At 73.6% G+C, this 20,198-nt stretch carries 22 protein-coding genes and 2 pseudogenes; 7 read left to right on the plus strand and 17 right to left on the minus strand.

What is annotated here, in order from left to right; genetic code table 11:
- Nucleotides 1-876: 876 nt before the first annotated feature.
- Nucleotides 877-2,676, minus strand: a complete 1,800-nt coding sequence (locus tag JWP64_RS12590; protein WP_297496085.1) for an ABC transporter ATP-binding protein — start codon at nucleotides 2,674-2,676, stop codon at nucleotides 877-879.
- Nucleotides 2,677-2,758: 82 nt separating this feature from the next.
- On the opposite strand from JWP64_RS12590, the gene JWP64_RS12595 reads away from it, so the two are divergent.
- The gene (locus tag JWP64_RS12595) at nucleotides 2,759-3,190 is read left to right on the plus strand and encodes a MarR family transcriptional regulator (RefSeq protein ID WP_297496087.1); all 432 of its coding nucleotides are present in this window, start codon (nucleotides 2,759-2,761) and stop codon (nucleotides 3,188-3,190) included.
- Nucleotides 3,191-3,328: 138 nt separating this feature from the next.
- On the plus strand, nucleotides 3,329-3,508 hold the full coding sequence (locus tag JWP64_RS12600) for a DUF4287 domain-containing protein (protein WP_297496088.1): 180 nt from the start codon (nucleotides 3,329-3,331) through the stop codon (nucleotides 3,506-3,508).
- On the opposite strand, the gene JWP64_RS12605 is transcribed toward JWP64_RS12600, so the two are convergent.
- Nucleotides 3,465-3,761: a hypothetical protein gene (locus JWP64_RS12605; protein WP_297496089.1), complete on the minus strand. Its 297-nt coding sequence runs from the start codon at nucleotides 3,759-3,761 to the stop codon at nucleotides 3,465-3,467. The two genes, JWP64_RS12600 and JWP64_RS12605, sit on opposite strands and share 44 nt — an antisense overlap.
- A 43-nt stretch (nucleotides 3,762-3,804) precedes the next feature.
- The gene (locus JWP64_RS12610; protein ID WP_297496090.1) at nucleotides 3,805-4,659 is read right to left on the minus strand and encodes a class III extradiol ring-cleavage dioxygenase; all 855 of its coding nucleotides are present in this window, start codon (nucleotides 4,657-4,659) and stop codon (nucleotides 3,805-3,807) included.
- Between the two features lie 238 nt (nucleotides 4,660-4,897).
- Here JWP64_RS12610 and JWP64_RS12615 point away from each other — a divergent pair, with 238 nt between their 5' ends.
- Nucleotides 4,898-6,163: an NAD(P)/FAD-dependent oxidoreductase gene (locus tag JWP64_RS12615; RefSeq protein ID WP_297496091.1), complete on the plus strand. Its 1,266-nt coding sequence runs from the start codon at nucleotides 4,898-4,900 to the stop codon at nucleotides 6,161-6,163.
- A gap of 114 nt (nucleotides 6,164-6,277) precedes the next feature.
- Here JWP64_RS12615 and JWP64_RS31490 read toward each other — a convergent pair.
- The 5 genes and pseudogenes from JWP64_RS31490 to JWP64_RS12640 all read right to left on the minus strand — a co-directional run.
- Nucleotides 6,278-6,871, minus strand: a pseudogene (locus JWP64_RS31490) (response regulator); the annotation flags it as partial.
- A 151-nt stretch (nucleotides 6,872-7,022) separates the two neighbouring features.
- Entirely contained in the window at nucleotides 7,023-7,238 is a 216-nt protein-coding gene (locus JWP64_RS12625; RefSeq protein WP_297496092.1) for a hypothetical protein, read from the minus strand.
- A gap of 249 nt (nucleotides 7,239-7,487) precedes the next feature.
- On the minus strand, nucleotides 7,488-8,231 hold the full coding sequence (locus JWP64_RS12630; protein ID WP_366889842.1) for a GAF and ANTAR domain-containing protein: 744 nt from the start codon (nucleotides 8,229-8,231) through the stop codon (nucleotides 7,488-7,490).
- Between the two features lie 40 nt (nucleotides 8,232-8,271).
- Nucleotides 8,272-8,982, minus strand: a complete 711-nt coding sequence (locus JWP64_RS12635) for an ANTAR domain-containing protein (protein ID WP_297496093.1) — start codon at nucleotides 8,980-8,982, stop codon at nucleotides 8,272-8,274.
- Between the two features lie 306 nt (nucleotides 8,983-9,288).
- Nucleotides 9,289-10,257, minus strand: coding sequence for an NADPH:quinone oxidoreductase family protein (locus JWP64_RS12640; protein ID WP_297496094.1), 969 nt, complete (start codon nucleotides 10,255-10,257; stop codon nucleotides 9,289-9,291).
- Nucleotides 10,258-10,569: 312 nt separating this feature from the next.
- Between JWP64_RS12640 and JWP64_RS12645 the strand changes: the two genes are divergently transcribed.
- Nucleotides 10,570-10,707, plus strand: coding sequence for a hypothetical protein (locus JWP64_RS12645; protein WP_297496095.1), 138 nt, complete (start codon nucleotides 10,570-10,572; stop codon nucleotides 10,705-10,707).
- A gap of 10 nt (nucleotides 10,708-10,717) precedes the next feature.
- Here the strand turns inward: JWP64_RS12645 and JWP64_RS12650 are convergent, their stop codons facing one another.
- The 3 genes from JWP64_RS12650 to iolG form a co-directional block, all read right to left on the minus strand.
- Nucleotides 10,718-11,749 carry a LacI family DNA-binding transcriptional regulator gene (locus tag JWP64_RS12650; RefSeq protein ID WP_297496096.1) on the minus strand — a complete coding sequence of 344 codons (1,032 nt, stop codon included), beginning with the start codon at nucleotides 11,747-11,749 and terminating at the stop codon, nucleotides 10,718-10,720.
- A gap of 87 nt (nucleotides 11,750-11,836) precedes the next feature.
- A complete protein-coding gene (locus JWP64_RS12655; RefSeq protein WP_297496097.1) occupies nucleotides 11,837-12,502 on the minus strand; it encodes a Gfo/Idh/MocA family oxidoreductase in 666 nt (221 codons plus the stop codon).
- A 223-nt stretch (nucleotides 12,503-12,725) separates the two neighbouring features.
- The gene (gene iolG, locus JWP64_RS12660; protein WP_297496098.1) at nucleotides 12,726-13,736 is read right to left on the minus strand and encodes an inositol 2-dehydrogenase; all 1,011 of its coding nucleotides are present in this window, start codon (nucleotides 13,734-13,736) and stop codon (nucleotides 12,726-12,728) included.
- A 145-nt stretch (nucleotides 13,737-13,881) separates the two neighbouring features.
- On the opposite strand from iolG, the gene JWP64_RS12665 reads away from it, so the two are divergent.
- Nucleotides 13,882-14,922 (plus strand): LacI family DNA-binding transcriptional regulator, encoded by a 1,041-nt coding sequence (locus tag JWP64_RS12665; protein WP_297496099.1) that lies wholly within the window; start codon nucleotides 13,882-13,884, stop codon nucleotides 14,920-14,922.
- Here JWP64_RS12665 and JWP64_RS12670 read toward each other — a convergent pair.
- The 3 genes and pseudogenes from JWP64_RS12670 to JWP64_RS12680 form a co-directional block, all read right to left on the minus strand.
- Nucleotides 14,900-15,731, minus strand: a pseudogene (locus JWP64_RS12670) (FAD-dependent oxidoreductase). The gene JWP64_RS12665 and the pseudogene JWP64_RS12670 overlap by 23 nt on opposite strands.
- A gap of 11 nt (nucleotides 15,732-15,742) precedes the next feature.
- Nucleotides 15,743-16,057, minus strand: coding sequence for a MocE family 2Fe-2S type ferredoxin (locus JWP64_RS12675; protein WP_297496101.1), 315 nt, complete (start codon nucleotides 16,055-16,057; stop codon nucleotides 15,743-15,745).
- Nucleotides 16,058-16,073: 16 nt separating this feature from the next.
- On the minus strand, nucleotides 16,074-17,171 hold the full coding sequence (locus JWP64_RS12680; RefSeq protein ID WP_297496102.1) for a fatty acid desaturase family protein: 1,098 nt from the start codon (nucleotides 17,169-17,171) through the stop codon (nucleotides 16,074-16,076).
- A 135-nt stretch (nucleotides 17,172-17,306) separates the two neighbouring features.
- On the opposite strand from JWP64_RS12680, the gene JWP64_RS12685 reads away from it, so the two are divergent.
- Nucleotides 17,307-17,486, plus strand: a complete 180-nt coding sequence (locus JWP64_RS12685) for a hypothetical protein (protein WP_297496103.1) — start codon at nucleotides 17,307-17,309, stop codon at nucleotides 17,484-17,486.
- A 124-nt stretch (nucleotides 17,487-17,610) separates the two neighbouring features.
- Nucleotides 17,611-17,946 (plus strand): hypothetical protein, encoded by a 336-nt coding sequence (locus tag JWP64_RS12690; RefSeq protein WP_297496104.1) that lies wholly within the window; start codon nucleotides 17,611-17,613, stop codon nucleotides 17,944-17,946.
- 4 nt (nucleotides 17,947-17,950) lie between these two features.
- Here the strand turns inward: JWP64_RS12690 and JWP64_RS12695 are convergent, their stop codons facing one another.
- The 3 genes from JWP64_RS12695 to JWP64_RS12705 are packed head-to-tail and all read right to left on the minus strand — an operon-like array spanning nucleotide 17,951 to nucleotide 20,164.
- Nucleotides 17,951-18,703, minus strand: a complete 753-nt coding sequence (locus JWP64_RS12695; protein WP_297496105.1) for an SDR family NAD(P)-dependent oxidoreductase — start codon at nucleotides 18,701-18,703, stop codon at nucleotides 17,951-17,953.
- Nucleotides 18,704-18,713: 10 nt separating this feature from the next.
- Nucleotides 18,714-19,580, minus strand: coding sequence for an MBL fold metallo-hydrolase (locus JWP64_RS12700; RefSeq protein ID WP_297496106.1), 867 nt, complete (start codon nucleotides 19,578-19,580; stop codon nucleotides 18,714-18,716).
- 23 nt (nucleotides 19,581-19,603) lie between these two features.
- The gene (locus JWP64_RS12705) at nucleotides 19,604-20,164 is read right to left on the minus strand and encodes a TIGR03086 family metal-binding protein (RefSeq protein WP_297496107.1); all 561 of its coding nucleotides are present in this window, start codon (nucleotides 20,162-20,164) and stop codon (nucleotides 19,604-19,606) included.
- Nucleotides 20,165-20,198: the final 34 nt, after the last annotated feature.

Consider the following 20,198-nt stretch of genomic DNA (forward strand, 5'->3'; position numbering starts at 1 on the left):
AAGGACGGCCGTCCCGCCCTGCAGGCGCGGCACGGCGACCTCGACCGCGCGTTGCACGTGGCGACCGGGGACGATGCGGACGCCGGCGCGCGGACCACGCAACCTTCACCTGGCCCGGCACGGCGCGGACCCACGGCGCACCCGGTTCCCCCGGCTTCGCAACTCGACACTCCCATGACCGTCTCCACCACGACGGCGGCGATCACGACCCGGCCGCCCGAAGGTGCCCGACGTCGTACCGGCGAGCGGCCGGCGGTCCGGCCGGACGAGTCGGAGGCGCCCCGTACCACTCCCGGGCGTCCCGAGCAGGGTCACACCAGGGCTCCCGGCGCAGCTCACCGCACCGACACGGCCCGTCCCGCCGGCCGGCCCCGTCCTCCCGAGCCCGCTCGCTCGCACGACCGGCCGCGGGCTCTCGGCGAGGGAAGCCCTGCCGTCCGGCCCCGCCCTGCCGAGCGTGCTCGCCCGGCCGACCACCGGCGCCCTGCCAAGCAGCGACGCCCGGCCGACGAGGGACGCCGAGCCGACCAGCCCCGCCGCGCCGAGCCCGCCCGCTCCGCCGACCAGCCCCGGGCTCCCGACCAGCCCGGCTCTCCCGGTGCAGGCCGCACTCCCGGCCGGTCCGGCGGCTCCGAACCGGCTCACCGTTCGGATCAGACCGGCACTGCCGACTCCCGGCCGGCCGGCCGGGACCGCGGCGGCCGGAACGCCGATCGCGGGCGGCAGCAGCAGCCCGCACACGACGACCCGCACGGCGGGCGAAGCGCCGATGCGGGGGCACAGGGCCACGACCGTTCCTCGGGAAGGAGCGGGTCCTAGCCTAGCGCGGGCATTCCAGCCGCCGAGCCGGCCACGAGCCGCGGCCGCTCCAGCCGCTCAGGCAGCCAGTGCGGCGTAGCGGCCGTTGTTCGCGACAAGGTCCCCGTGGGTCCCGGACTCGACGACGCGCCCGTGGTCGACCACCGCGATCTCGTCCGCGCCGCGCACCGTCGAGAGCCGGTGGGCGATGGTGATCGTGGTGCGGCCGTGGGCGAGGGCGTCGAAGGCCCGCTGCACGGCGCGCTCGGTCTCGGTGTCCAGTGCGCTCGTCGCCTCGTCGAGGATCAGGACGCGCGGGTCCCGCAGGAGGGTGCGGGCGATCGCGAGGCGCTGCTTCTCGCCGCCGGAGAAACGGTGCCCGCGAGAGCCGACGGTCGTGTCGTAGCCGTCCGGCAGCGCGGAGATCAGGTCGTGGACCTGGGCGGCGCGCGCGGCGGCTTCGATCTCCTCGTCGGTCGCGTCCGGCTTGGCGTAGCGCAGGTTCTCCCGCACGGACGTGTGCAGCAGGTACGTCTCCTGGCTCACGACGCCGACGATCGACGCCAGATCGGCCAGGGTCATGTCGCGCAGGTCCACGCCGTCGATCGTCACGCGGCCGGCGTCCGGGTCGTGGAGCCGGGCGGCCAGGGCGGCGAGCGTGCTCTTGCCCGAACCGGTCTCGCCGACCAGCGCCAGCGTCGAGCCGGCCGGGACGTCCAGGCTCACGCCCGCGACGGCGGCGGAGTCGCTGCCGGGATAGGCGAAGGTGACGTCCTCGAACCGCACGTGCCCCTGCACGGTCGCCGGATCGACGTCGACCGGGGACTCCGGGTCGTCGACCTCGACGGGCAGGTCCAGGTACTCGAATATCCGCGCGAACAGGGCGAGCGAGCTGACCAGCGAGACGCTGACGTTGAGCAGGCCCGTGATCGGCCGGAACAGCCCGGCCTGGAGCGAGGTGAACGCGACCAGGGTGCCGATCGTCATCGTGCCGGCGGTGAGCGGGAGGCCCGCCGAGAGGTAGATGACCGCGGGGATCGCGGCGAAGATGACGCCGGTCGAGGCCATCCGCCAGCGCCCGGCCAGCTGCGAGCGCAGCTCCAGGTCGATCAGCCGACTCGACGACGCGGTGAACCGCCGCACGAGCGCGGGCCCGGCACCCATGGTCTTGCTGAGCTGGATCCCGCTGATCGACAGCCCCTCCTCGACGGTCACGTTGAGGTCCGCGAGCTCGCGCTGCTGCGCGGCGGTGATCGTGCGGCGCATCTGCGCGACGCGACGGGTCAGGTAGATCGCGGGCGGCATGACCACGAGCGAGATCAGGGTGAGCCGCCAGGACAGCGCGGCCATAGCTGCGGCCGTCGCGACCGCGGTCGTGAGGTTGGAGGCGACGGACGTGGCCGTCGAGGTGACGACGGACTGCATGCCGCCGATGTCGTTGGTGATGCGGGACTGCACCTCGCCGGTGCGGGTCCGGGTGAAGAAGCCGATGGACTGGCGCTGCAGGTGCGCAAAGACGTCCGTGCGCAGCCGGTGCATCACCTGCTGGCCGATCTTCGTGCTGATCCAGGTCTGGATCACGCCGAACGCGGCGGTCACGGTGGCGACACCGACCATGCCGGCGACCAGCCAGATCAGCAGGGTGAGGTTCCGGTCCGGCAGCGCGGTGTCGATCACCGAGCGCAGCAGGAACGGGGAGGCGGTCGCGACCAGGGACGACGCGACGATGATCGCGACGACCGCGGCGAGCGGCCTGCTGTAGGGGGCGAAGAGCCGGCCGATGCGGCGAAGCGAGACCTCGCGGGCCTGCTTCCGCTCGGCGGCGGTGACGGTGCGGCGGCCGCCTCGGCGGGGACCGTCCTCGGGCGTGGTGACCAAATGTGACTCCTCGTGTCGACCGAATATGCTGAGGTTACCTCATCATGAGGAGGCAACACGAGTTCTTGCTACGGTATTCCCCGTGCTGCACGACGCGGACCCGGACCGGGACGAGACGCTCTCGGAGGCCTTCTGGGCCGTCGCGCGCCGGTTGCGCGAGCTCAACCGGGAGGCGCTGGCCCCTTGGGACGTCACGCCGTCGCAGTTCCGGGCGATCGGGGTGCTCTCCCGGCACGGGACGATGCGTCAGGGCGAGCTGGCCGAGCACCTGCGCATCGCGCCGCGCTCGACCACCGAGGTCGTCGACGACCTGCAGGAACGCGGCCTCGCCGAGCGGGCGCCGGACCCGAAGGACCGCCGCGCCACGCTCGTCGAGCTCACGGAGAAGGGCACCGAGCTCGTCGACGCGGTCCGCACCGCCCGGCACGCGGGCTCGGAGGGTTTCTTCGCCGGCCTCGACGACCAGGACCGCGCGGACCTCACCCGGATATTGATGCGCCTGCGGCGCCCGTGAGCGGAAATCGTTGCCCCGGCGACGACAACCGCGCGCACGAGCGCCGGAGGCGCGGACGCGTGCGACGTGATGACCAAATCGGTCCGCCACGACGAACATGCGGGTGGACGATGGTGAGACCCCCGGCCAAGGAGGACCATGGCGGAACCACAGGTGAAGGGGCCCGCCTCCTACTTCCCCTCGATCGAGAAGAAGTACGGGCGCCCGATCGCGGAGTGGAAGGAGCTCCTCCGCGGCGCGGGGCCGACGACGCACAAGGAGCTCGTGACCTGGCTCAAGACCGAGCACGGATCACCTGGACCTGCCAGGACGAGCTGACCCGGCTGCCCCGGCTCGTCGGCGCCCCCCAGCGCTCGGACCGGTCGATCAGCCGGGTGTACTCCCCGGGGTCGTCGGACACGGGCTGGTCGTCCTGCGACTCGTCGTACCCCGGGTTCGCGGTGAGCGTCGGGACGACGAGGTCCTTGCGCGGGGTGAGCCGCACTGTGGCCCGGACGGTGTCACCGGGCCGGAGGACCTCCCGGTCCGTCACGATCTCGATCTCCGCGGCCGGTCTCCCGAAGCCCAGCATTCTGCGCCTTTCGTCGGGTTCGCCGACGATCCTGCCGCACCGCTCAGGCCACGTGGAGCGACCTCTTCGACAGCCCCATCCAGAACCCGTCGATCGTGGACTCCCGCGCCGCCTCCGGGTCCGCCGAGGCGCCCAGGGTCACGAACAGCGGGATGAAATGCTCGACCGTCGGGTGCGCGTACGGCATGCCCGGCGCCCGGGTGCGGTAGTTCGCCAGCTCGTCGACGTCGCCCCGGGCCAGCGCCTCCGCCGCCCAGGCGTCGAAGTCCGCCGACCAGCCGGGCGTCGTCCTGCCGAGGAAGTCGTCGCGGGTCAGGAACGGCAGACCGTGCGTGGTGAAGCCGGACCCGACCACCAGCACGCCCTCCTCGCGCAGCGCGCGGAGCCGGGTGCCGAGCGCCAGCAGCCGCGCCGGGTCGGAGGTCGGGAGGCTGAGCTGCAGCACCGGGATGTCCGCATCCGGGTACATGATCTTCAGCGGCACCCAGGCGCCGTGGTCCAGCCCGCGGGTGCGGCTCTCGTGGACCTCCTCGCCGTCACCGAGGGCGGCGAGCACCCGCTTCGCCAGGGCACTCGCGTCGGGGGTGTCGTAGCGCATCCGGTAGTACATCGGGTCGAAGCCGCCGAAGTCGTAGACCGGCGTGACGTGCGCGTCGCTGCTGGACAGGGTGAGCGGCGCCGCCTCCCAGTGCGCGGAGACGATCAGCACCGCCTTGGGCCTCGGCATCGACCGCGCCCACGCGAACAGCTGCGCCATCCAGACCGGGTCCTCGAACAGCGGCGGCGCGCCGTGGCTCAGGTAGAGCGCCGGCAGCGCCCCGTCCTCGGGGGTCCAGACGGCGTGCTCGCCCGCCTTCGCGACGTTCGCGAGGTGCAGGTCGAACGGGTGGACGGACATCGTGCACTCCTTGGTTGTTCAACTCTCAACCAAAGTACACCGGTTCGGGAGAGCTCAGCGCCCGAGGCGCGGTGACGAAGACCGAACTGCCCACCTTCGAGGAGTTCACGGACCTCGTCGGGCTGCCAGAGATCCGCGAACAGGAGCGCCGCTACGCCGCCTGCGGCCGGGAGGGCTGAGCGACGCATCTCTCACCCGGCGTCCGACGCCGCTCGCGCGGGCTTGCGACACTGAACGCATGAACGTCTCCCGCCCGCTCCCCGGTTCGACCGACCTCCTCGTCGTCGGCGCGGGGCCCGCGGGATCGGCCGCCGCCGCGTGGGCCGCCCGGCACGGTCTCGACGTCGTGCTGGCGGACGCCGCGCTGTTCCCCCGGGACAAGACCTGCGGGGACGGGCTGACCCCGCGCGCGATCGCCGAGCTGGACCGCCTGGGCCTCGGCGAGTGGGTGCGGTCGCACGGCTCCAACCGGGGCCTGCGCGCCGCCGGGTTCGGCCAGGAGCTGGAGCTCCCGTGGCCCGGGGGCTCGCTCCCCGGTACCGGCAGCGCGGTCGCCCGCACGGAGCTGGACGCGAAGATCCGGGACGTGGCGCTCGAGTCCGGCGCGGTCCCGATGGAGGGCGCCAAGGCCGTCGACGTTGAGCGGGACGGCGAGCGGATCTCGGGAGTCGTGTTCGCCCTGGAGGACGGCACCACCACGACCGTCCGGTGCGAGCGTGTCGTCGTCGCGGACGGCGCGCGCTCCACGCTCGGCCGGGTGCTCGGCCGGGAGTGGCACAAGGACACCGCCTACGGCGTCGCGGCGCGCGGCTACATCCGCTCCGGCCGCAGCGACGACCCGTGGATCTCCTCCCATCTGGAGCTGCGCGGCACCTCCGACGCCGTGCTGGCCGGCTACGGCTGGGTGTTCCCACTGAACAACGGCGAGGTCAACATCGGCGTCGGCACCCTCGCCACCGACGCACGCCCGGCCAAGGTGCGCCTGCGCGGGCTGATCGAGCACTACGCGGACATGCGGCGGGACGACTGGCAGCTCGACGGCCCGGTGCGGCTCCCGGCGTCGGCGCTGCTCCCGATGGGCGGCGCGGTCTCCGGCGTCGCCGGCCCGAACTGGGCGCTGATCGGCGACGCGGCGGGCTGCGTGAACCCGCTCAACGGCGAGGGCATCGACTACGGCATGGAGACCGGACGGGTGGTGGCCGAGCTGCTGATCGGCGAGAAGGACCTCGCCGTCGCGTGGCCCGCCACCCTGCGCACCCACTACGGGCAGGCGTTCTCGATCGCGCGCCGCCTCGCCGGGCTGCTCACGCTCCCCCGGCTGCTCCCCTTCGCGGGGCCGATCGGGATGCGCTCGCGCTCCCTGATGACGGTGGCGCTCCGGGTGATGGGGAACTTCGTCACCGACGAGGACCGGGACCTGACCGCGCGGGCCTGGCGGGCGGCCGGGAAGCTCTCCCTGCGGTTCGACGAGCGCCCGCCCTTCCCCGCCGCCGACCTGCGCTAGAGGGTCTGTCCTGCAGATCTGTGCCGGAGATCCGCAGGACGGACCCTGAGGGTTCCGGTAGACGAGGAACGCGACGTCGTCGTGGTCGTGGTCGTCCACGAGTAGCCGGTTCGCCACCAGGTCGATCACGGCCTCGGCGGGGAGATCGCGGGCGGCGGTCAGGGCGGCGACCGCCCGGTCCACACCGTTGTCGACGTCGTCGTCCGGGCGCTCGACCAGGCCGTCCGTGTAGAGCATCAGGGTCGAGCCCGCCGGGAGCGGCGCGACGGCCTCGGGCCTGCGGACGCGCGCGAACAGCTCGGGCGGGGAGAACGGCTTGGCGAGGTAGTCGTCCGCGCCGGCGGCCAGGCCGTCGACGGCCGCCTCCTCGCCCGCCCGCGCGGAGAGCAGCACGACCGGCGTCGTCGCCGTGGCCGGGTCCGCACGCAGCGCCGCGAGCAGGCCGAGCCCGTCGAGGCGGGGCATCATCACGTCCGCGAGCACCAGGTCCGGGATCTCCCGGCGGATCGCGGACCGGGCCGACGTCCGGGCTGTCCACCTCGGCGGCGAGGCCCGCCCGCCGCGCCCCCGCGAGCGGCTCCGCGGTGTCGGCCAGGGCGTCCTCGGCCGGGCCCGGCGTCCGCAGCTCGTGGCTGATCCCGGTGAAGAACTCGGTGCGCGCCCGGTCGAGCTCGGCCAGCGCCTCGGTCCGGCGCTGCGCGGCGTCATAGGCCTGGGCGTCGGTGACGGCGGAGCCGACCTGGCGGGCCACGAGGTCGACGAAGGAGCGGTGGTCCCCGTCGAGCCGCACGGTAGGGGCTGGCGCCGAGGACTCCGGGTGCCGGTGTCCGAGGATGGGCGCGTAGGGCGTCGTTGTAGATCATCCCGAGCTCGGGGCCCCCATGATCACCATGGCGAAGCGCGAGTTCATGCAGAGGGCGACGACCGAACGCAGCGCCGACGACCAGGTCCGCGGTTCCCCCGGCGGACTCGACGACCAGTCCTGCGCCGCCATGAGCTCGGCCAGCTCGCTACCCGGCAGGGTCACCCGCAGGTCGGCCGGGAGCGAGGCGCGGCGGTCGAGGCCGTCGGACACCAGCACGCCTCGTTTCGGGCCACAGCCTGTCGGGGCCGCCGCGCCGGGCACGAGGAAAGGTTGTGGGCAACCGATTCTGCCGCACGTTCCGCGCCGACGCCCGTGCGGCGGGGCCTACGGGCACGCGATCGGCCACTCTTCGGCCGAAAGGCCTACCGCGCCGAGGCCGCTCGGCCAGCTCGCCGACCCGGGCCGAGGTCGACGTACTCCTCGGGTCTCGTGCGGCGGACGTGGAGCGGGAGACCAGGCCTAACGAGAGACCAGCAGGACCGCGGGATCGAGACCACCGACGGTGAGCCGGCGTGCGACGTCCGCGAGCCGCAGGTTGTTGGCCCGGACGTAGCGGCGCAGCAGGTCGAAGGCCTCGTTCATGTCCACCCCGGCGTGCTGGGCCAGCACCCCCTTCGCCTGCTCGATGACGACCCGGCTGTTCAGGGCGGTCTGCAGCTGCTCGTTGACCACCTCGCCGCGGCGGATCAAACGCTCCGAGAGGATCCCTATCGTCGCGACGTCCGCGAGCGCCTGGCCCAGCACGAGATCGTCCTCGGGCAGCGGACCGGGCGCGTGGTGGAACAGGTTCAACGCCCCGATCGCCTGCCCGCGCAACCGGAGCGGGAGCGCGTGCACGGACCGGAACGCACCCCTGTTCTCCAGCGCCGCGACGAACGCGGGCCATCGGTGCGCGGCCTCGGCGATGTCGTCGACGCGGACCACGACCGACCTCCGGTAGCAGTCCAGGCACGGCCCCTCGTCGCTCTGCAGCTGGAGCAGCTCCATCAGCTCGGCGTCCTCGCTCGACGCCGCGACCGCCCGCAGCGCGCCGCGGTTGTCCGCGAGGACCAGCCCGGCCGCGTCGGCGGAGAGCAGGTCGGCGCTGTAGCCCACGAGCCGGTCCAGCAGGTCGATGACGTCGTAGTCGTCGACCATCGTGTCGGCGAGCGCGACGAAGGCCCGGCCGATCCGCCGTTCCCGGTCGCCCAGTTCCGCGTTCACGCCCACTCCCCGTCCCCGTGTGGTTTCAGCCGGTGCTGCATCAGCTCATGTCCTCGGTGAACCGCAGCCTGCGCGCCACGACGTCCCGGGCGATCTCGACGAGCAACCGCTGCTCGGCGAAGGCGTACGCCCGCATCCGCGCCAACGCCACCACAGGGTCCACCCCGAGCTGCGCCAGCACCATCCCGGTCGCCTGGTGCACCTCGTAGTGGGTAGCCGACCCGGTTTCCGGCCATCCGTCCGCATCCTCCCGGTCGGCCGCCTCGGCGGGGACGGTGAGCCTGTTGATGACCAGCAACGCCACGATGTCCACCGCCCGGAGCAGGTCCGCATAGCCCGCCACGGTCAGCCCGCCCGGCAGGACCCGGTAGAGATCCAGCACCCCGACGTTCACCGCCCCCCACTGCAACGGCAGTGCGAACAGCGCCCCGATCGTCGCACGTTCCGCCACCGCCGCGGCGAACACCGGCCAGCGCGCGGTCTCCGTGCCGTGGTGCATGTCCGGCACCATGACCGGCGCCCCGTACGTCGCGGCTTCGATGCAGGCCCCGTCGTTCAGGGAGAACTGCAGCTCCTCGAGCAGGTCCGCCGTCGGGTCCGTCGAGAAGAGGGTCGCGCGGGCGGTCCTCGCCGTGAGGACCGAGACCGCGGCGCCGTCGACGTCCAGCCCGTCGACGCAGGCCCGGCACAGCCGTTCGGCGAGCGCGCGCTGGTCCGCGTCCCGGGACCCGAGCAGGACCGCCCTCGTCACCGCGCCCGCCTCAGCCACGGCGGGCCGGGATCGGTGGTGCGGGTGGAACGGTGGTGGGGTCGATCGCGAGGACCATCCCGTCGGCGCAGGTTCGGTGGCACGGAGCGCGACAGGGTCCGGATCGAGCGCCGGGAGAACGCGCTCACCGTACCGCTCCCCGCCGGGTCGCTCGGGCCTGCCGGTCGAGCAAATTCGGCGCGCGACCGGCTCCACGCGAGCCCGTTCGCCCCGCGCGCGCGGTCGACCGCGCGCGTGGGAACCGATCGCGCGCGTCGGCAATGATCACGTGACCGGCCCGGCGTCGAATCAGGGCGCGAGGGCGATCTTCCCGGTGACGGCCCGGTCCGCGAACAGCCGCAACGCCTTCCCCGCCTCGACGAGCCGGAAGACCTGCGGCCGCGGCGGGTGCAGCTCTCCCCGGGCGATCCGGCCGAGGACGTCCGCGACGAGCTCGGTGGCCGCGTCCCCGTCGGTGCGGGCCCAGTCCCCCCAGTCCACGCCGACGACCGAGCGGTTCCGCAGCAGCACGATGTTGGCGGGCAGCCGCGGGATCTCCCCGGACGCGAAACCCAGCACACAGAACCGGCCGCCGGTGCCCAGGGCCCGGAGGGCGGACTCGGCCGCGGGGCCGCCGACGGGGTCGATCACGACGTCGGCGCCGCCGTCCGTCGCGGCGCGGATGCCGTCCTTGAGGTCCGTGTAGTCGATCGCCGTCTCGGCGCCCGCGGCCAGCGCCGCCTGCCGCTTGTCCTCCGACGACGCCACCGCGACGACCCGGCCGCCGAGGCTCCGCACGACGTCGACGGCGGCCAGCCCGATCCCGCCGCCCGCCCCGAGGACGACCACCCACTCGCCCTCGCCGATCGCGACGCGGTGGGTCACCGCGAACACCAGCGTCGAATAGCTCTCGATCGCCGTCACCGCGGTCTCGGCGCTCACGCCGTCGGGCAGCGGTACGGCGGTGCTCGCGGGCAGCACGGAGTGCGAGGTGAACCCGCCGAACGCGGTGGCCAGTCCGGCGACCGCGGTGCCCACTGCGGGCGCCGACACGCCCTCGCCGAGCGCGACGACCCGGCCCCCGACCGTCGAGCCCGGGGTGAAGGGCAGCGGCGGACGCACCTGGTAGAGCCCACGGACGATCAGCCCGTCGACGAAGCTGACCCCCGCCGCGTCGACCTCGACCAGGACTTCGCCGGGCCCTGGAGCAGGCGCCGCCTCCTCGACCACCTCGAGGTCCTCCACGTCGCCGAACGCCCGGCACACCACACGCTGCATGCCCCCACACTCTCCGATCGACGTCCCCGGTCACCAGACCCGACGAGGTGACACCGCCGAGGCCCGCGAGTCGGCACCTGGGACCGCGCGAGTCGGGGTCTCTCCGTCACCGAGTCGTGCCGGATCCGTGCGGGTCAGGGGCAGGTGGCCCGATCCTGGCGCGGGGCGGCCCCACCGGACCCGCATGGCCGATGCGCCGGAGCACCGGTGGGAGAACAGTGGCGACGAGGTCCCTTGCGGGCCCCGCTCGGCCCGCGCCGTCCGGCGCGCCACCGGGCGTGGCACTCCGCCACGTGCACCGAGGAGCTGAGTATGTCCGACAAGTCACCGCGCCAGTCCAGTAGCAAGAAGTCCGGGAAGACCCTGAAACAGAAGCGGGCGGAGAAGAAGTCCGCTTCGGCGGCGTCCGAGAACCCCGTCATCATCCCGACCCGCCGCGGCAGCAAGTAGTCCGCGGGGCTCAGGAAGGCGGCGGGCCGCTGGAGCCCCGGACTTCGAGGCGCGGCGGGATGAGGTGCACCCGTCGCGGCTCGTCCGGCCGTTCGATCCGGGCCAGCAGGATGCGGCCCGCCTGCTGCCCGACCGTCGGGGCCGCACCGTCGACGCTGGTCAGCCAGAGGGCCCGCAGCCTGGCGAGACCGGAGTTGTCGAAGCCGACGAGCGACACCTCCTCCGGCACCCGGACGCCCAGCTCCGCCGCCGCGGACAGCGCTCCCACGCAGGACATGTCGTTGGCCGCGAAGATCGCCGTCGGCCGCTCCGGCCGGGTCAGCAGCCGGACGGCGGCGCGATAACCACCCTCCTCGCTCATGTCCCCGGCCTCGACGTGGACGTGGTCGCCCAGGCCGAAGTCCCGCATCGCCGTCACGTAGGCGTCCCGGCGCAGCAGGCCCGCGGTCCCCGGCAGCCCGGAGATGTGGGCGATCCGGCGGTGCCCGAGCTCGACGAGGTGCCGGACCGCCAGCTCGCCGCCGGCCTCGTTGTCGTTGGCGACGACGTCGACCTTCGGCAGGTCGATGTCCAGCCCGCCGGCCGCGACGCTGGGGATCTTCGAGGTGACCTCGGCGATCGCCCGGGACATCGGTACGGACCCGGCCAGGATCAGACCGTCCACACCGTGCTCGAGGAACGACCAGGTCAGGGTCTCGTCCATCATCCGGTCCACCCGGCCGTCGCCGAGCAGGATGTGCTGCCCCGCCACATGCAGGACCGGTGTGAGGCCGTCGAGCAGGTCCGCGAAGTAGGGCTGGCGGATGTCGTTGAGCAGCACCCCGATCGTGCGCGACCGGTTCTCGGCGAGCCGGCGCGCGGCGGCGTTCGGCCGGTAGCCGAGCTCGTCGACGGCCCGCATGACCGCCTCACGACGGGCGGGGCTCACCTTCGGCGAGTCACGCAGGACGAGCGAGACGAGCGACTTCGACACCCCGGCCCGGGCCGCGACGGTCTCGAGGGTCGGCCGGCCCTGGGCGGGCCCCCTGTTCGGTGACGCCACCGGATTCCCGTCTCGCAGGTCGAGGATTGGAGCGATGCAACGCTAAGGCGGTGAGAGATCGGGTGTCAACGCCCAGCGCAGACCCCGTCAGGTGCCCGCGCCATGGCTCCACAACGCGGTCCGAAGCGCTCCACCTTCGCGTTGTGGCTCCATGACGCGAACGGCGGGGACGGGTCGGCCCGTCTTCGCGGAGCGGCGGAGGGACTCCAGGACCCGGGCCTGGGCGATCGCGGCCTCCCGGCCGAACTCCCGCTCCGCGCCGGCGATCACGGTCGCGGCGACGCCGAGCTCGATCCGGTAGGAGTCGGCGGCCGTGCCGACGAGGCCCCACTCCCCCGTCGGGTCGACGGGCAGCCGCTCCGTCACGCCGTCGCGTTCCAGCTCGATGTGGCCGGGCCGGCAGAGCCTCGGGTCCGGGATCGTGATCTTCCCACCGGTTCCGATGATCTCCAGCTCGTCCCGGCGGGGCAGGTCCGGCCCGACGTCGAAGTGGCCGAGCACGCCGTTCGGCAGGGTCAGGACGGCGGCCGTCCGCAGGTCCTCCCCGTCGGGGCCGTCCTGGGCCCGCACTGCGTAGACCTGCGACAGCTCCCCGCCGAACAGCCGGATCGCGCTCACGCGGTAGCACCCGAGGCCGTACACCGCGCCGCCGCCGAGGGCCGGGGTCCGCCGGATGTCGTCCGGCTCGGCACTCGCGCTCAGCACCGCGCGGACCCCCGCCTCGAGCGCCCGGACCGTCCAGTCCGTGTGCATCGAGATGGGCAGCGGGACGTAGACGGCATCGACCTCGTCGCTGCCCAGCAGCTCGTCGTACGAGCCGAAGGACAGCGGATGCCCAGTTCGTCGGCGTAGGCCTCGGCGCGCACGTCGTCCCGTGCGGCGACGGCGACGATCTCGGCGTCCGGCGCGCCCGCGGCCGCCGGGACCACGACCCGGCCGATCGCGGACGCGGACAGGATCCCCCCGAACGGCCACCTCAGCCGCCGAGCCGGACCGTGCGGCCGGTGCGCAGGCTCTCGGCCGCCGCGTCGGCGAGGACCAGCGCGGCGCGGCCGTCGGCGAAGTCCGGGGACGGCCGGGCCCCCTTCTCGACGGCGCTCACGAAGTGGTCGAGCTCGGCGCGGTAGGCCGGGCCGTAGCGCTCCAGGAAGAAGTTCAGGACCGGCGCGGCGGACTCGCTGCGCTCCGCCCCGGCGTACCGCACGCTCGTCGGCAGCTGGTTCTGCGCGATCAGCATGCCGGTGCTGCCGAAGGCCTCGAGCCGCTGGTCGTAGCCGTAGGCGCACCGACGGCTGTTGGTGATCTGGGCGAGCGCCCCGTCCGCGGAGCGCAGGGTGACGACCGCGCCGTCGATGTCCCCGACCTCCTCGATCTCCGGCGACACCAGGTTCGAGCCCATCGCCGACACCTCCACGACGTCCCCGGCCCCCTGGGCGCCGAGCAGGAAGCGGGCCATGTCGAAGTCGTGGATCGTCATGTCCCGGAAGAGCCCGCCGGACGTCGCGACGTAGCCCGCGGGCGGCGGCGCCGGGTCCCGGCTGATGATCACGACCTGCTCGAGCCGGCCGATCTCCCCGGCCGTGACGCGGGCCCGGATCTCGCGGAACGACGGGTCGAAGCGGCGGTTGAACCCGACCATGACCAGCGGGTCCGACGCCCCGATCTCGCCCCAACAGGCGTCGACGCGCGCGATGGCCAGGTCGATCGGCTTCTCGCAGAGCACCGCCTTGCCGGCGCGGGCCGCGCGGGTCAGCAGGTCGACGTGGGTGGGCGTCGGCGAGGCGACGATCACGGCGTCGACGGAGCCGTCGGCCAGGACCGCGTCGGCGTCCGTGCTCGCCGCCGCGCCGTACTGCGACCCGACCTCCTTGGCCGCCGTCTCCACCGGGTCGAAGACCCAGGCGAGCTCGGCCCGCGGGTGCCCCGCGACCGCCTCGGCGTGGACCCGGCCGATCCGGCCGCAGCCGAACAGGGCCACTCGCAGCATGGGAGCTCCTTCGCACCGGGCCCCGCGGGACCGTTTGGAACGTTCTAAACGTGGAGTGTGGGACTCGGCGCGAACGCCGTCAAGACCGCCCCTGAGATCGATCCAACCGTTCTCGGATACGGTGGCGCCGGCGGAGGGAGGCAGGGTGCCGAACAGCGACGGCGCGCGACCCAGGCGCCCCACGCTCAACGACGTCGCGGCGCGCGCGGGCGTGTCCCGCGCGCTCGCGTCCCTGGTCATCCGGCGTGCGCCGGGGCCGAGCGAGGAGTCCCGGACGCGGGTGCTGCAGGCCGCGGACGAGCTGGGCTACCGCCCGGACCCCAGCGCGCAGGTCCTGCGCAGCCACCGCAGCCGGCTGCTCGGCGTCACGCTCACCGTGCACGACACCTTTCACGCGGACCTGGTCGAGGCGATCTACCCGGCCGCCGCGGCGCTCGGCTACGAGGTCCTCCTCACCGCCGTCACCCCCACCCGCGCGGAGGACGAGGCGATCGACGCGCTCACCGCGTCCCGGTGCGAGGGGCTGATCCTCCTGGGTTCCGTCGCGACGCCCGCGCGGCTGCGCGAGCTCGGCGCGACCCTCCCGGTCGTCGTCCTCGGCCGCGGCGCGGGCGGCGGGAAGGCCGCCGTGGACACGGTCCGGACCGTCGACGCGGCGGGGCTCGGCCGGGCCGTCGACCATCTCGTCGGGCTCGGGCACCGGCGGATCGTGCACGTCGACGCCGGGCGGGACGCCGGGGCGGCGGAGCGCCGCCGTGGGTACCGGGACGCCATGCGCCGCCACGGCCTCGACGATCTCGCCCGGATCGTGCCCGGCCGCTACACCGAGCAGGCCGGCGGCGACGCGGCCCGGGTCCTGCTCGACGAGCCCGCGCTGCCGACCGCGATCGTCGCCGCCAACGACCGGTGCGCCGTCGGCGTCCTGGACGCCTTCCTGCGCGCCGGTGTCCGGGTGCCGCAGGACGTCTCGGTCGTCGGGTTCGACGACAGCCAGCTCGCGCGCCTGCACCACATCGACCTCACGACCGTCCGCCAGGACGCGGCCCGGATGGCGAGCCTCGCCGTCGGCGCCGCCGCCGAGCGCCTCGACGACGGCCGCACCGACGCCCGGGACATCACGCTCGATCCCGAGCTCGTCGTCCGCGGCACCACCGCCCCACCCGTCACGCGCCGACGGGCGACCTGAGAAGGAACTTGAGGGTGACGGACGGGTCGGCGAGGGCGGCCGGGTCCGGAACCGCGCGGCGGGCGATCAGCATCTCCGCGAGGCGGACGTCCTTGGCCACCGCGAGCGCGGTCTCCGGGACGGAGCCGATCCCGGCCACCACCACGTCGACCTCGACGACGGCCCCGTCCGCGAGCCCGATCGTGACCCCGGTCCCCGTCGACTCGCGCCCGGTGACGCCGGTCCCGCAGCGCAGGTCGACCCCGGCCGCGACGTGCCGGGCCACCAGGACGGCGGCGATCCGGGCCGGTACCGCGCGACCCATGGGGCGTGGCCCGAGCTCGACGACCGTCACCGAGCATCCCCGGGCCGCCGCCGACGCCGCGAGCTCCAGTCCGACGAACCCGCCGCCGATCACGCCGACCCGGGTCCCGGGCGTCAACCGCCGGCGCAGCGACACGGCGTCGGCGTGCGTCCGCAGGAGGTGCACCGGCGCCCCGTCGAACGGCAGCGGACGCGCCCGTCGCCAGGAGCAGCCGTTCGTAGCCCGGCCGCGGGCCGTCGGCGAGCTCGACGTGGTGCGCGCCGGTGTCCAGCCCGGCCACCTCGACGCCCGAGACCAGCTCGATGTCCGCGTCCCGGTACGCCCGGGCGTCGCGGATGGCGACCGGTCCGGCCGAGTCCGGGACCAGGCCCGCCTTGGAGAGCGGTGGCCGCTCGTAGGGCAGCAGCGGCTCCGCGCCGACGAGGGTGACCGGGCCGGTCCAGCCGTTCTCGCGGAGCGCGAACGCGGCACGGGCGCCGCACTCCCCCGCCCCGACGACCACCATCCCGGGCGGGGTCACGAGACCTCGATGTAGACGGTGCCGTCCTCGACCTTCGTCGGGTAGGTCCGTAGGTCGACGAGCACCGGGGCGCCCATCGCCTTGCCGCTGGTGTAGTCGAAGCGGCCGTTGTGCTTCGGGCACTCGATGACGCCGCCCATCACCAGGCCGTCGCAGAGCAGCTCACGTTCGTGGGAGCAGTGCCCGGCCGTCGCGTAGTAGACGTCGTCCGGGGAGCGGTACACGGCGTAGCTCTCCCCGGCGTGGTCGAAGGGGATGACGTCCTCGGGGTCGACGTCGTCGGTGGCACAGGCGGGGATCCACTGGGGCATCACGGTCTCCGGGGGGTCAGGCGGGGATCAGCGGGAGCGCGCGGCCGTCGTTGACGGCCGACGGCTCGTGGAACGGCGTCGCGCCGGGCGCCAGCTCGCGGCGGACGTAGTACGACTGGTCCTTCAGCTGGCGCAGGACCGCGGGCACGAGCTCCCTGTACGCCGCCCAGATCGAGGGGTACGCGGGCGCGAGATCGCCCTTGATCTCCTCGTGCAGCTCCGGCAGGCGGTGGTACGGGACCATCGGGAACATGTGGTGCTCGACGTGGTAGTTCATGTTCGAGTACAGGAACCGGTTGATCACGTTCATCCGCACCGTGCGGGTGTTGAGCCGGTGGTCGAGGACGTTCTCACCGAGACCCGAGTGCTGGGTCAGACCGTAGACGTAGAGCATGTACCGCCCGTACAGCGCGGGCCCGCCGACCAGGACCACCGGGAGCCAGGAGCCGGACACGATCGCCGAGGCGATCACCACGGCGTAGATCGCGAACCAGATCCGGGCGGTACGGAACACCTTCGGCCGCTCGGTCTCCGGGACGTAGTCCGCCTCCTCGGCGCTGAGCCGGCCCACGACGTGCAGCACCATCAGCCGCATCGCCACCGGCACGTCGACCAGCCCGACGAAGTTCGCGAGGAGCTTGGCCAGCCGCGCGGGGCGCATCGCCTGGATCTCCGGGTCCCGCCCGAGGACGAGGGTGTCGGTGTGGTGGCGGGTGTGGCTCCAGCGCGAGGCGGTCGGATCACGCATGACCATGAACGAGGCGATCTGGTAGACCACCTCGTCCATCCAGCGGGTCCGGAACGCGGTGCCGTGCCCGCACTCGTGCCAGCGGGAGTCCGACGCCGAGCCGTAGAGCACTCCGTACGCGGCGAAGAACGGCACGCACCACCAGCTGCCCCAGAACAGGGTCCCGACGCCGGCGAGGACGACCATGAGGCCGAGCCAGAGCGTCGTGTCCCGGACGGCCGGACCGTCGGAGCGGCGCATGAGCTCCTTCATCCGCTTGCGCGGGACGGCGCTGCGGTACCAGTCGGCGCTCGCGAGGCCCGCGTCGACCGCGGCTCGCGAGTCGGGCCCGACGAGGCTGTACCTCTCGAGGCGTTCCCTGCCCATGTCCGATTCCCTCTCCGCAGTGAGACGTGGCGTCGGACGCGATTGGAGCGCTCCAACCCAGATAATGGTGAGCGCGGGCACAGGCAGGTGTCAACCCCTTCGCGAGGGCGACCGTCGGCCTGGGAGACTGGGAACGTGACCGAGCCCGAGGACACGACGACCGCGCTCCCCCAGACCTGCGTCCGCTGCGGCACCCTCGCGCTGCTGCGGATCGTGGGCCACTGCGGGAACTGTGCCGCGGACATGGGCCTGCGGCACTCCGAGGACTACGCCCGGTGGCGGGCCGAGGTGAAGAAGGAGTTCGGCGTCAAGTAGCCACGCGGCAGACGGGCCCATAACACGGCTCTGTGATCGGCGTCTCGCCGCGCGACCAGGCAATTCGTCGTCCGTCGGCGAGTAGAACTTGTCCGCGCCGCCGCGGCACGTCACCCTCGTCGGTGTGAGCGAGAAGATGGTTGAACTCCACCTCGATGACGCGGGCCTGGCGGCGGACCTCCCGCGGCCGGAGACCCCGCAGGACCAGATCCAGGACGTCCCGTTCCGCCCGGTCCAGTTCCGCGACGACGACCTCCCCACGGCACTCGAACGCTCGGCGAAGTGGCTGCGCCGCGCCCAGGACTGGCTCGGCGAGCCCGTCGACGTCATCGCGATCCACCTCGACTACGACGACCGGAAGGGCTCGCCGTACTACGAGGTCAAGCTGCTCTGCAACGACGAGGACCTGGCCGGCGCCCCGCTGGCGATCCGGCAGGCGGGCGCGGCGCCGCAGCAGTGAGGGTTCACCGGGCCGTGTAGCCGCCGTCCACCGTGTAGTAGGCACCGGTCACGAACGACGCGGCGGGCGAGACGAGGAACCCGACGACGGCGGCGACCTCGTCCGCCCGCCCGAGCCGTCCCACCGGATGCCGCGCGAGGAGCTCCTCGTGCGCCTCCGGGGTGCGCTCGCCGAGCAGCGGCGTGTCGATGAACCCCGGCCCGACGGCGTTGACCCGGATCCCGGTCTGCGCGTACTCCAGCGCGGTGGTCCTGGTCAGGCCGACGACGGCGTGCTTCGACGCCACGTACGCCGACGCCCCGGGCACGGCGACGCTGCCGAGGATCGACGCCATGTTCACGATCACGCCCTCGCCGGCCGGGGCCATGACGGCCAGCTCGGCGCGCAGGCAGAGGAAGACGCCGTCGAGGTTGACGGCGAGCACCTGCCGCCAGGCGTCGAACTCCGTCTCCCCCGTCGGGACGCCGGAGCCGGTGCTGATCCCGGCGTTGTTCACCGCGACGTGCAGGCCGCCGAACTCCGCGACGGCCGCCGCCACCATGGTCGTGACCTGCACCGGATCGGTGACGTCCGCGACGACGGCGAACCCGCCGATCTCGTCGGAGACCTTCCGCGCGCCGCCCTCGTCCCGGTCCGCGACCACGACCCGGGCCCCGCGGGCGGCGAGCAGCCGCGCGACCGCGGCGCCGATCCCCGACCCCGCGCCGGTCACCAGCGCGACCTTGTTCGTCAGGTCCCTCGAGCCGTCGAACTCCATCGGGTTCCCCTCAGCTCTCGAACCGGTAGCCCGCGCCGTCGCGCACGACGAGCCCGGCCGTCGGGTCCGGGAAGTGCGTCCCGAGCACGAGCGTGCCCGAGTCCGCGAACTTCGCCAGGAACTCCTCGCGGGCGGACGTCCCGGCCGCGTGGTCGCAGTCCAGCATCGACGTCCAGCGCGGGCGCGCAATCTGGCACGGGAAGTGCACGAGGTCGCCGGTGATCACCGCGGACTCCCCGCGGGACTCGACGAGCACGCTCACGTGGCCGGGCGTGTGCCCGGGCGTCGGCACCAGCCGGACGTACGGATCGACCCGGGCGTCCGGCTCGACGAGGTCCACCAGACCCGCCTCGGCGACCGGCGCGATCGAGTCCGCCCAGACCGCCGCGACGTCCGTCATCGCGCGGAGCCAGCCGGGACGGTCGTCGTCCGTGCGGGCGGCCTCGGCCTGCCAGTGCTCGAAGTCCGCGCGCACCATGAGGTGCCTGGCCTGCGGGAACGTCGGCGCCCAGGCGCCGTCGACGAGCAAAGTGTTCCAGCCGACGTGGTCGATGTGCAGGTGCGTGTGGATCACCCGCTGCACGCTCGACGGCGGCCACCCGGTTGCCCGCATCTCGTCGAGGAAGCCGGTGCGCAGGCCGCTCCAGTGCGGCACCGCGCGCGGTTTGTCGTTGCCCAGCCCGGTGTCCACGACGATCCGGGTCCGCGGCGTCTCGACCAGGAACGAGTGGATGCTCATCCGCATCCGGCCCTCGGGCGTCAGGAAGTCCGGGACCAGCCACGGGAGGTCCGCGAGCTCGTCGGGGTCGATGCCGGCGATCCCGGCCCGGCCCGGCGGGACCTCGTCCTCGAGTTCGACGATCTTGGTGATGGTCACGTCGCCGATCCGCCAGGTACGGGTCACGGGCGGCGACCCATCATCCCGAGCAGCTCGGCCTGCGGGCCGGAACCGGGCGGGACGGCCACCTTCGGCCCGGTGACGCCCATCGCGCGGTACGTCTCCTCCATCGAGCCGAACCACTCCCGGACCGCGGCGGCCACGTCGGCGTCGACCGTCTCGTCCTCGCCGAGGGCACGCGCCAGGTCCACGGCGTGCACGAGGTGGTCCGCGGAGAGCTGCATCGCGTACTCCCGGCCCGGATGGTCGCCGAAGGACAGGTGCACGGTGCGGTCCAGGGCGCCGTCGGAGGTGATCGCGTCCAGCGCGGCGGCCGCGGTCTCGTCGATCGTGCCGACCGGGTCCTCGCCGAGCAGGTCGCCGTCGAACCGGGTGCCGACCTCCTCGATCGTCGCGCCACCGAACAGCAGCGGGGTCCAGCGCTCCTCGTAGGCGAGGTGGTTGACGAGCGTCCGGACGTCCCAGCCCGGTAGCGGGGTCGGATCGGCCCAGTGCCCGTCGACGGCGTGCACGCGGGCGCTGAACTCGGCGCTGCACCTGGCGTAGATCTCGCTGACGTCCACGTCGCCGAGCATGGTCGAGTTTCCCGCGCTTCGG

The sequence above is a fragment of the Pseudonocardia sp. genome, from assembly GCF_025465255.1.
Lineage (GTDB): Bacteria > Actinomycetota > Actinomycetes > Mycobacteriales > Pseudonocardiaceae > Pseudonocardia.

Bases quoted from the DNA above. Each gene is read 5' to 3' on its own strand.
- JWP64_RS12600 (WP_297496088.1), top strand. From the start codon at position 3,329: ATGGCGGAACCACAGGTGAAGGGGCCCGCCTCCTACTTCCCCTCGATC.
- JWP64_RS12605 (WP_297496089.1), bottom strand. From the start codon at position 3,761: ATGCTGGGCTTCGGGAGACCGGCCGCGGAGATCGAGATCGTGACGGAC.
- JWP64_RS12610 (WP_297496090.1), bottom strand. From the start codon at position 4,659: ATGTCCGTCCACCCGTTCGACCTGCACCTCGCGAACGTCGCGAAGGCG.
- JWP64_RS12615 (WP_297496091.1), top strand. From the start codon at position 4,898: ATGAACGTCTCCCGCCCGCTCCCCGGTTCGACCGACCTCCTCGTCGTC.
- JWP64_RS12640 (WP_297496094.1), bottom strand. From the start codon at position 10,257: ATGCAGCGTGTGGTGTGCCGGGCGTTCGGCGACGTGGAGGACCTCGAG.
- JWP64_RS12645 (WP_297496095.1), top strand. From the start codon at position 10,570: ATGTCCGACAAGTCACCGCGCCAGTCCAGTAGCAAGAAGTCCGGGAAG.
- JWP64_RS12655 (WP_297496097.1), bottom strand. From the start codon at position 12,502: ATGCACACGGACTGGACGGTCCGGGCGCTCGAGGCGGGGGTCCGCGCG.
- iolG (WP_297496098.1), bottom strand. From the start codon at position 13,736: ATGCTGCGAGTGGCCCTGTTCGGCTGCGGCCGGATCGGCCGGGTCCAC.
- JWP64_RS12675 (WP_297496101.1), bottom strand. From the start codon at position 16,057: ATGCCCCAGTGGATCCCCGCCTGTGCCACCGACGACGTCGACCCCGAG.
- JWP64_RS12680 (WP_297496102.1), bottom strand. From the start codon at position 17,171: ATGGGCAGGGAACGCCTCGAGAGGTACAGCCTCGTCGGGCCCGACTCG.
- JWP64_RS12695 (WP_297496105.1), bottom strand. From the start codon at position 18,703: ATGGAGTTCGACGGCTCGAGGGACCTGACGAACAAGGTCGCGCTGGTG.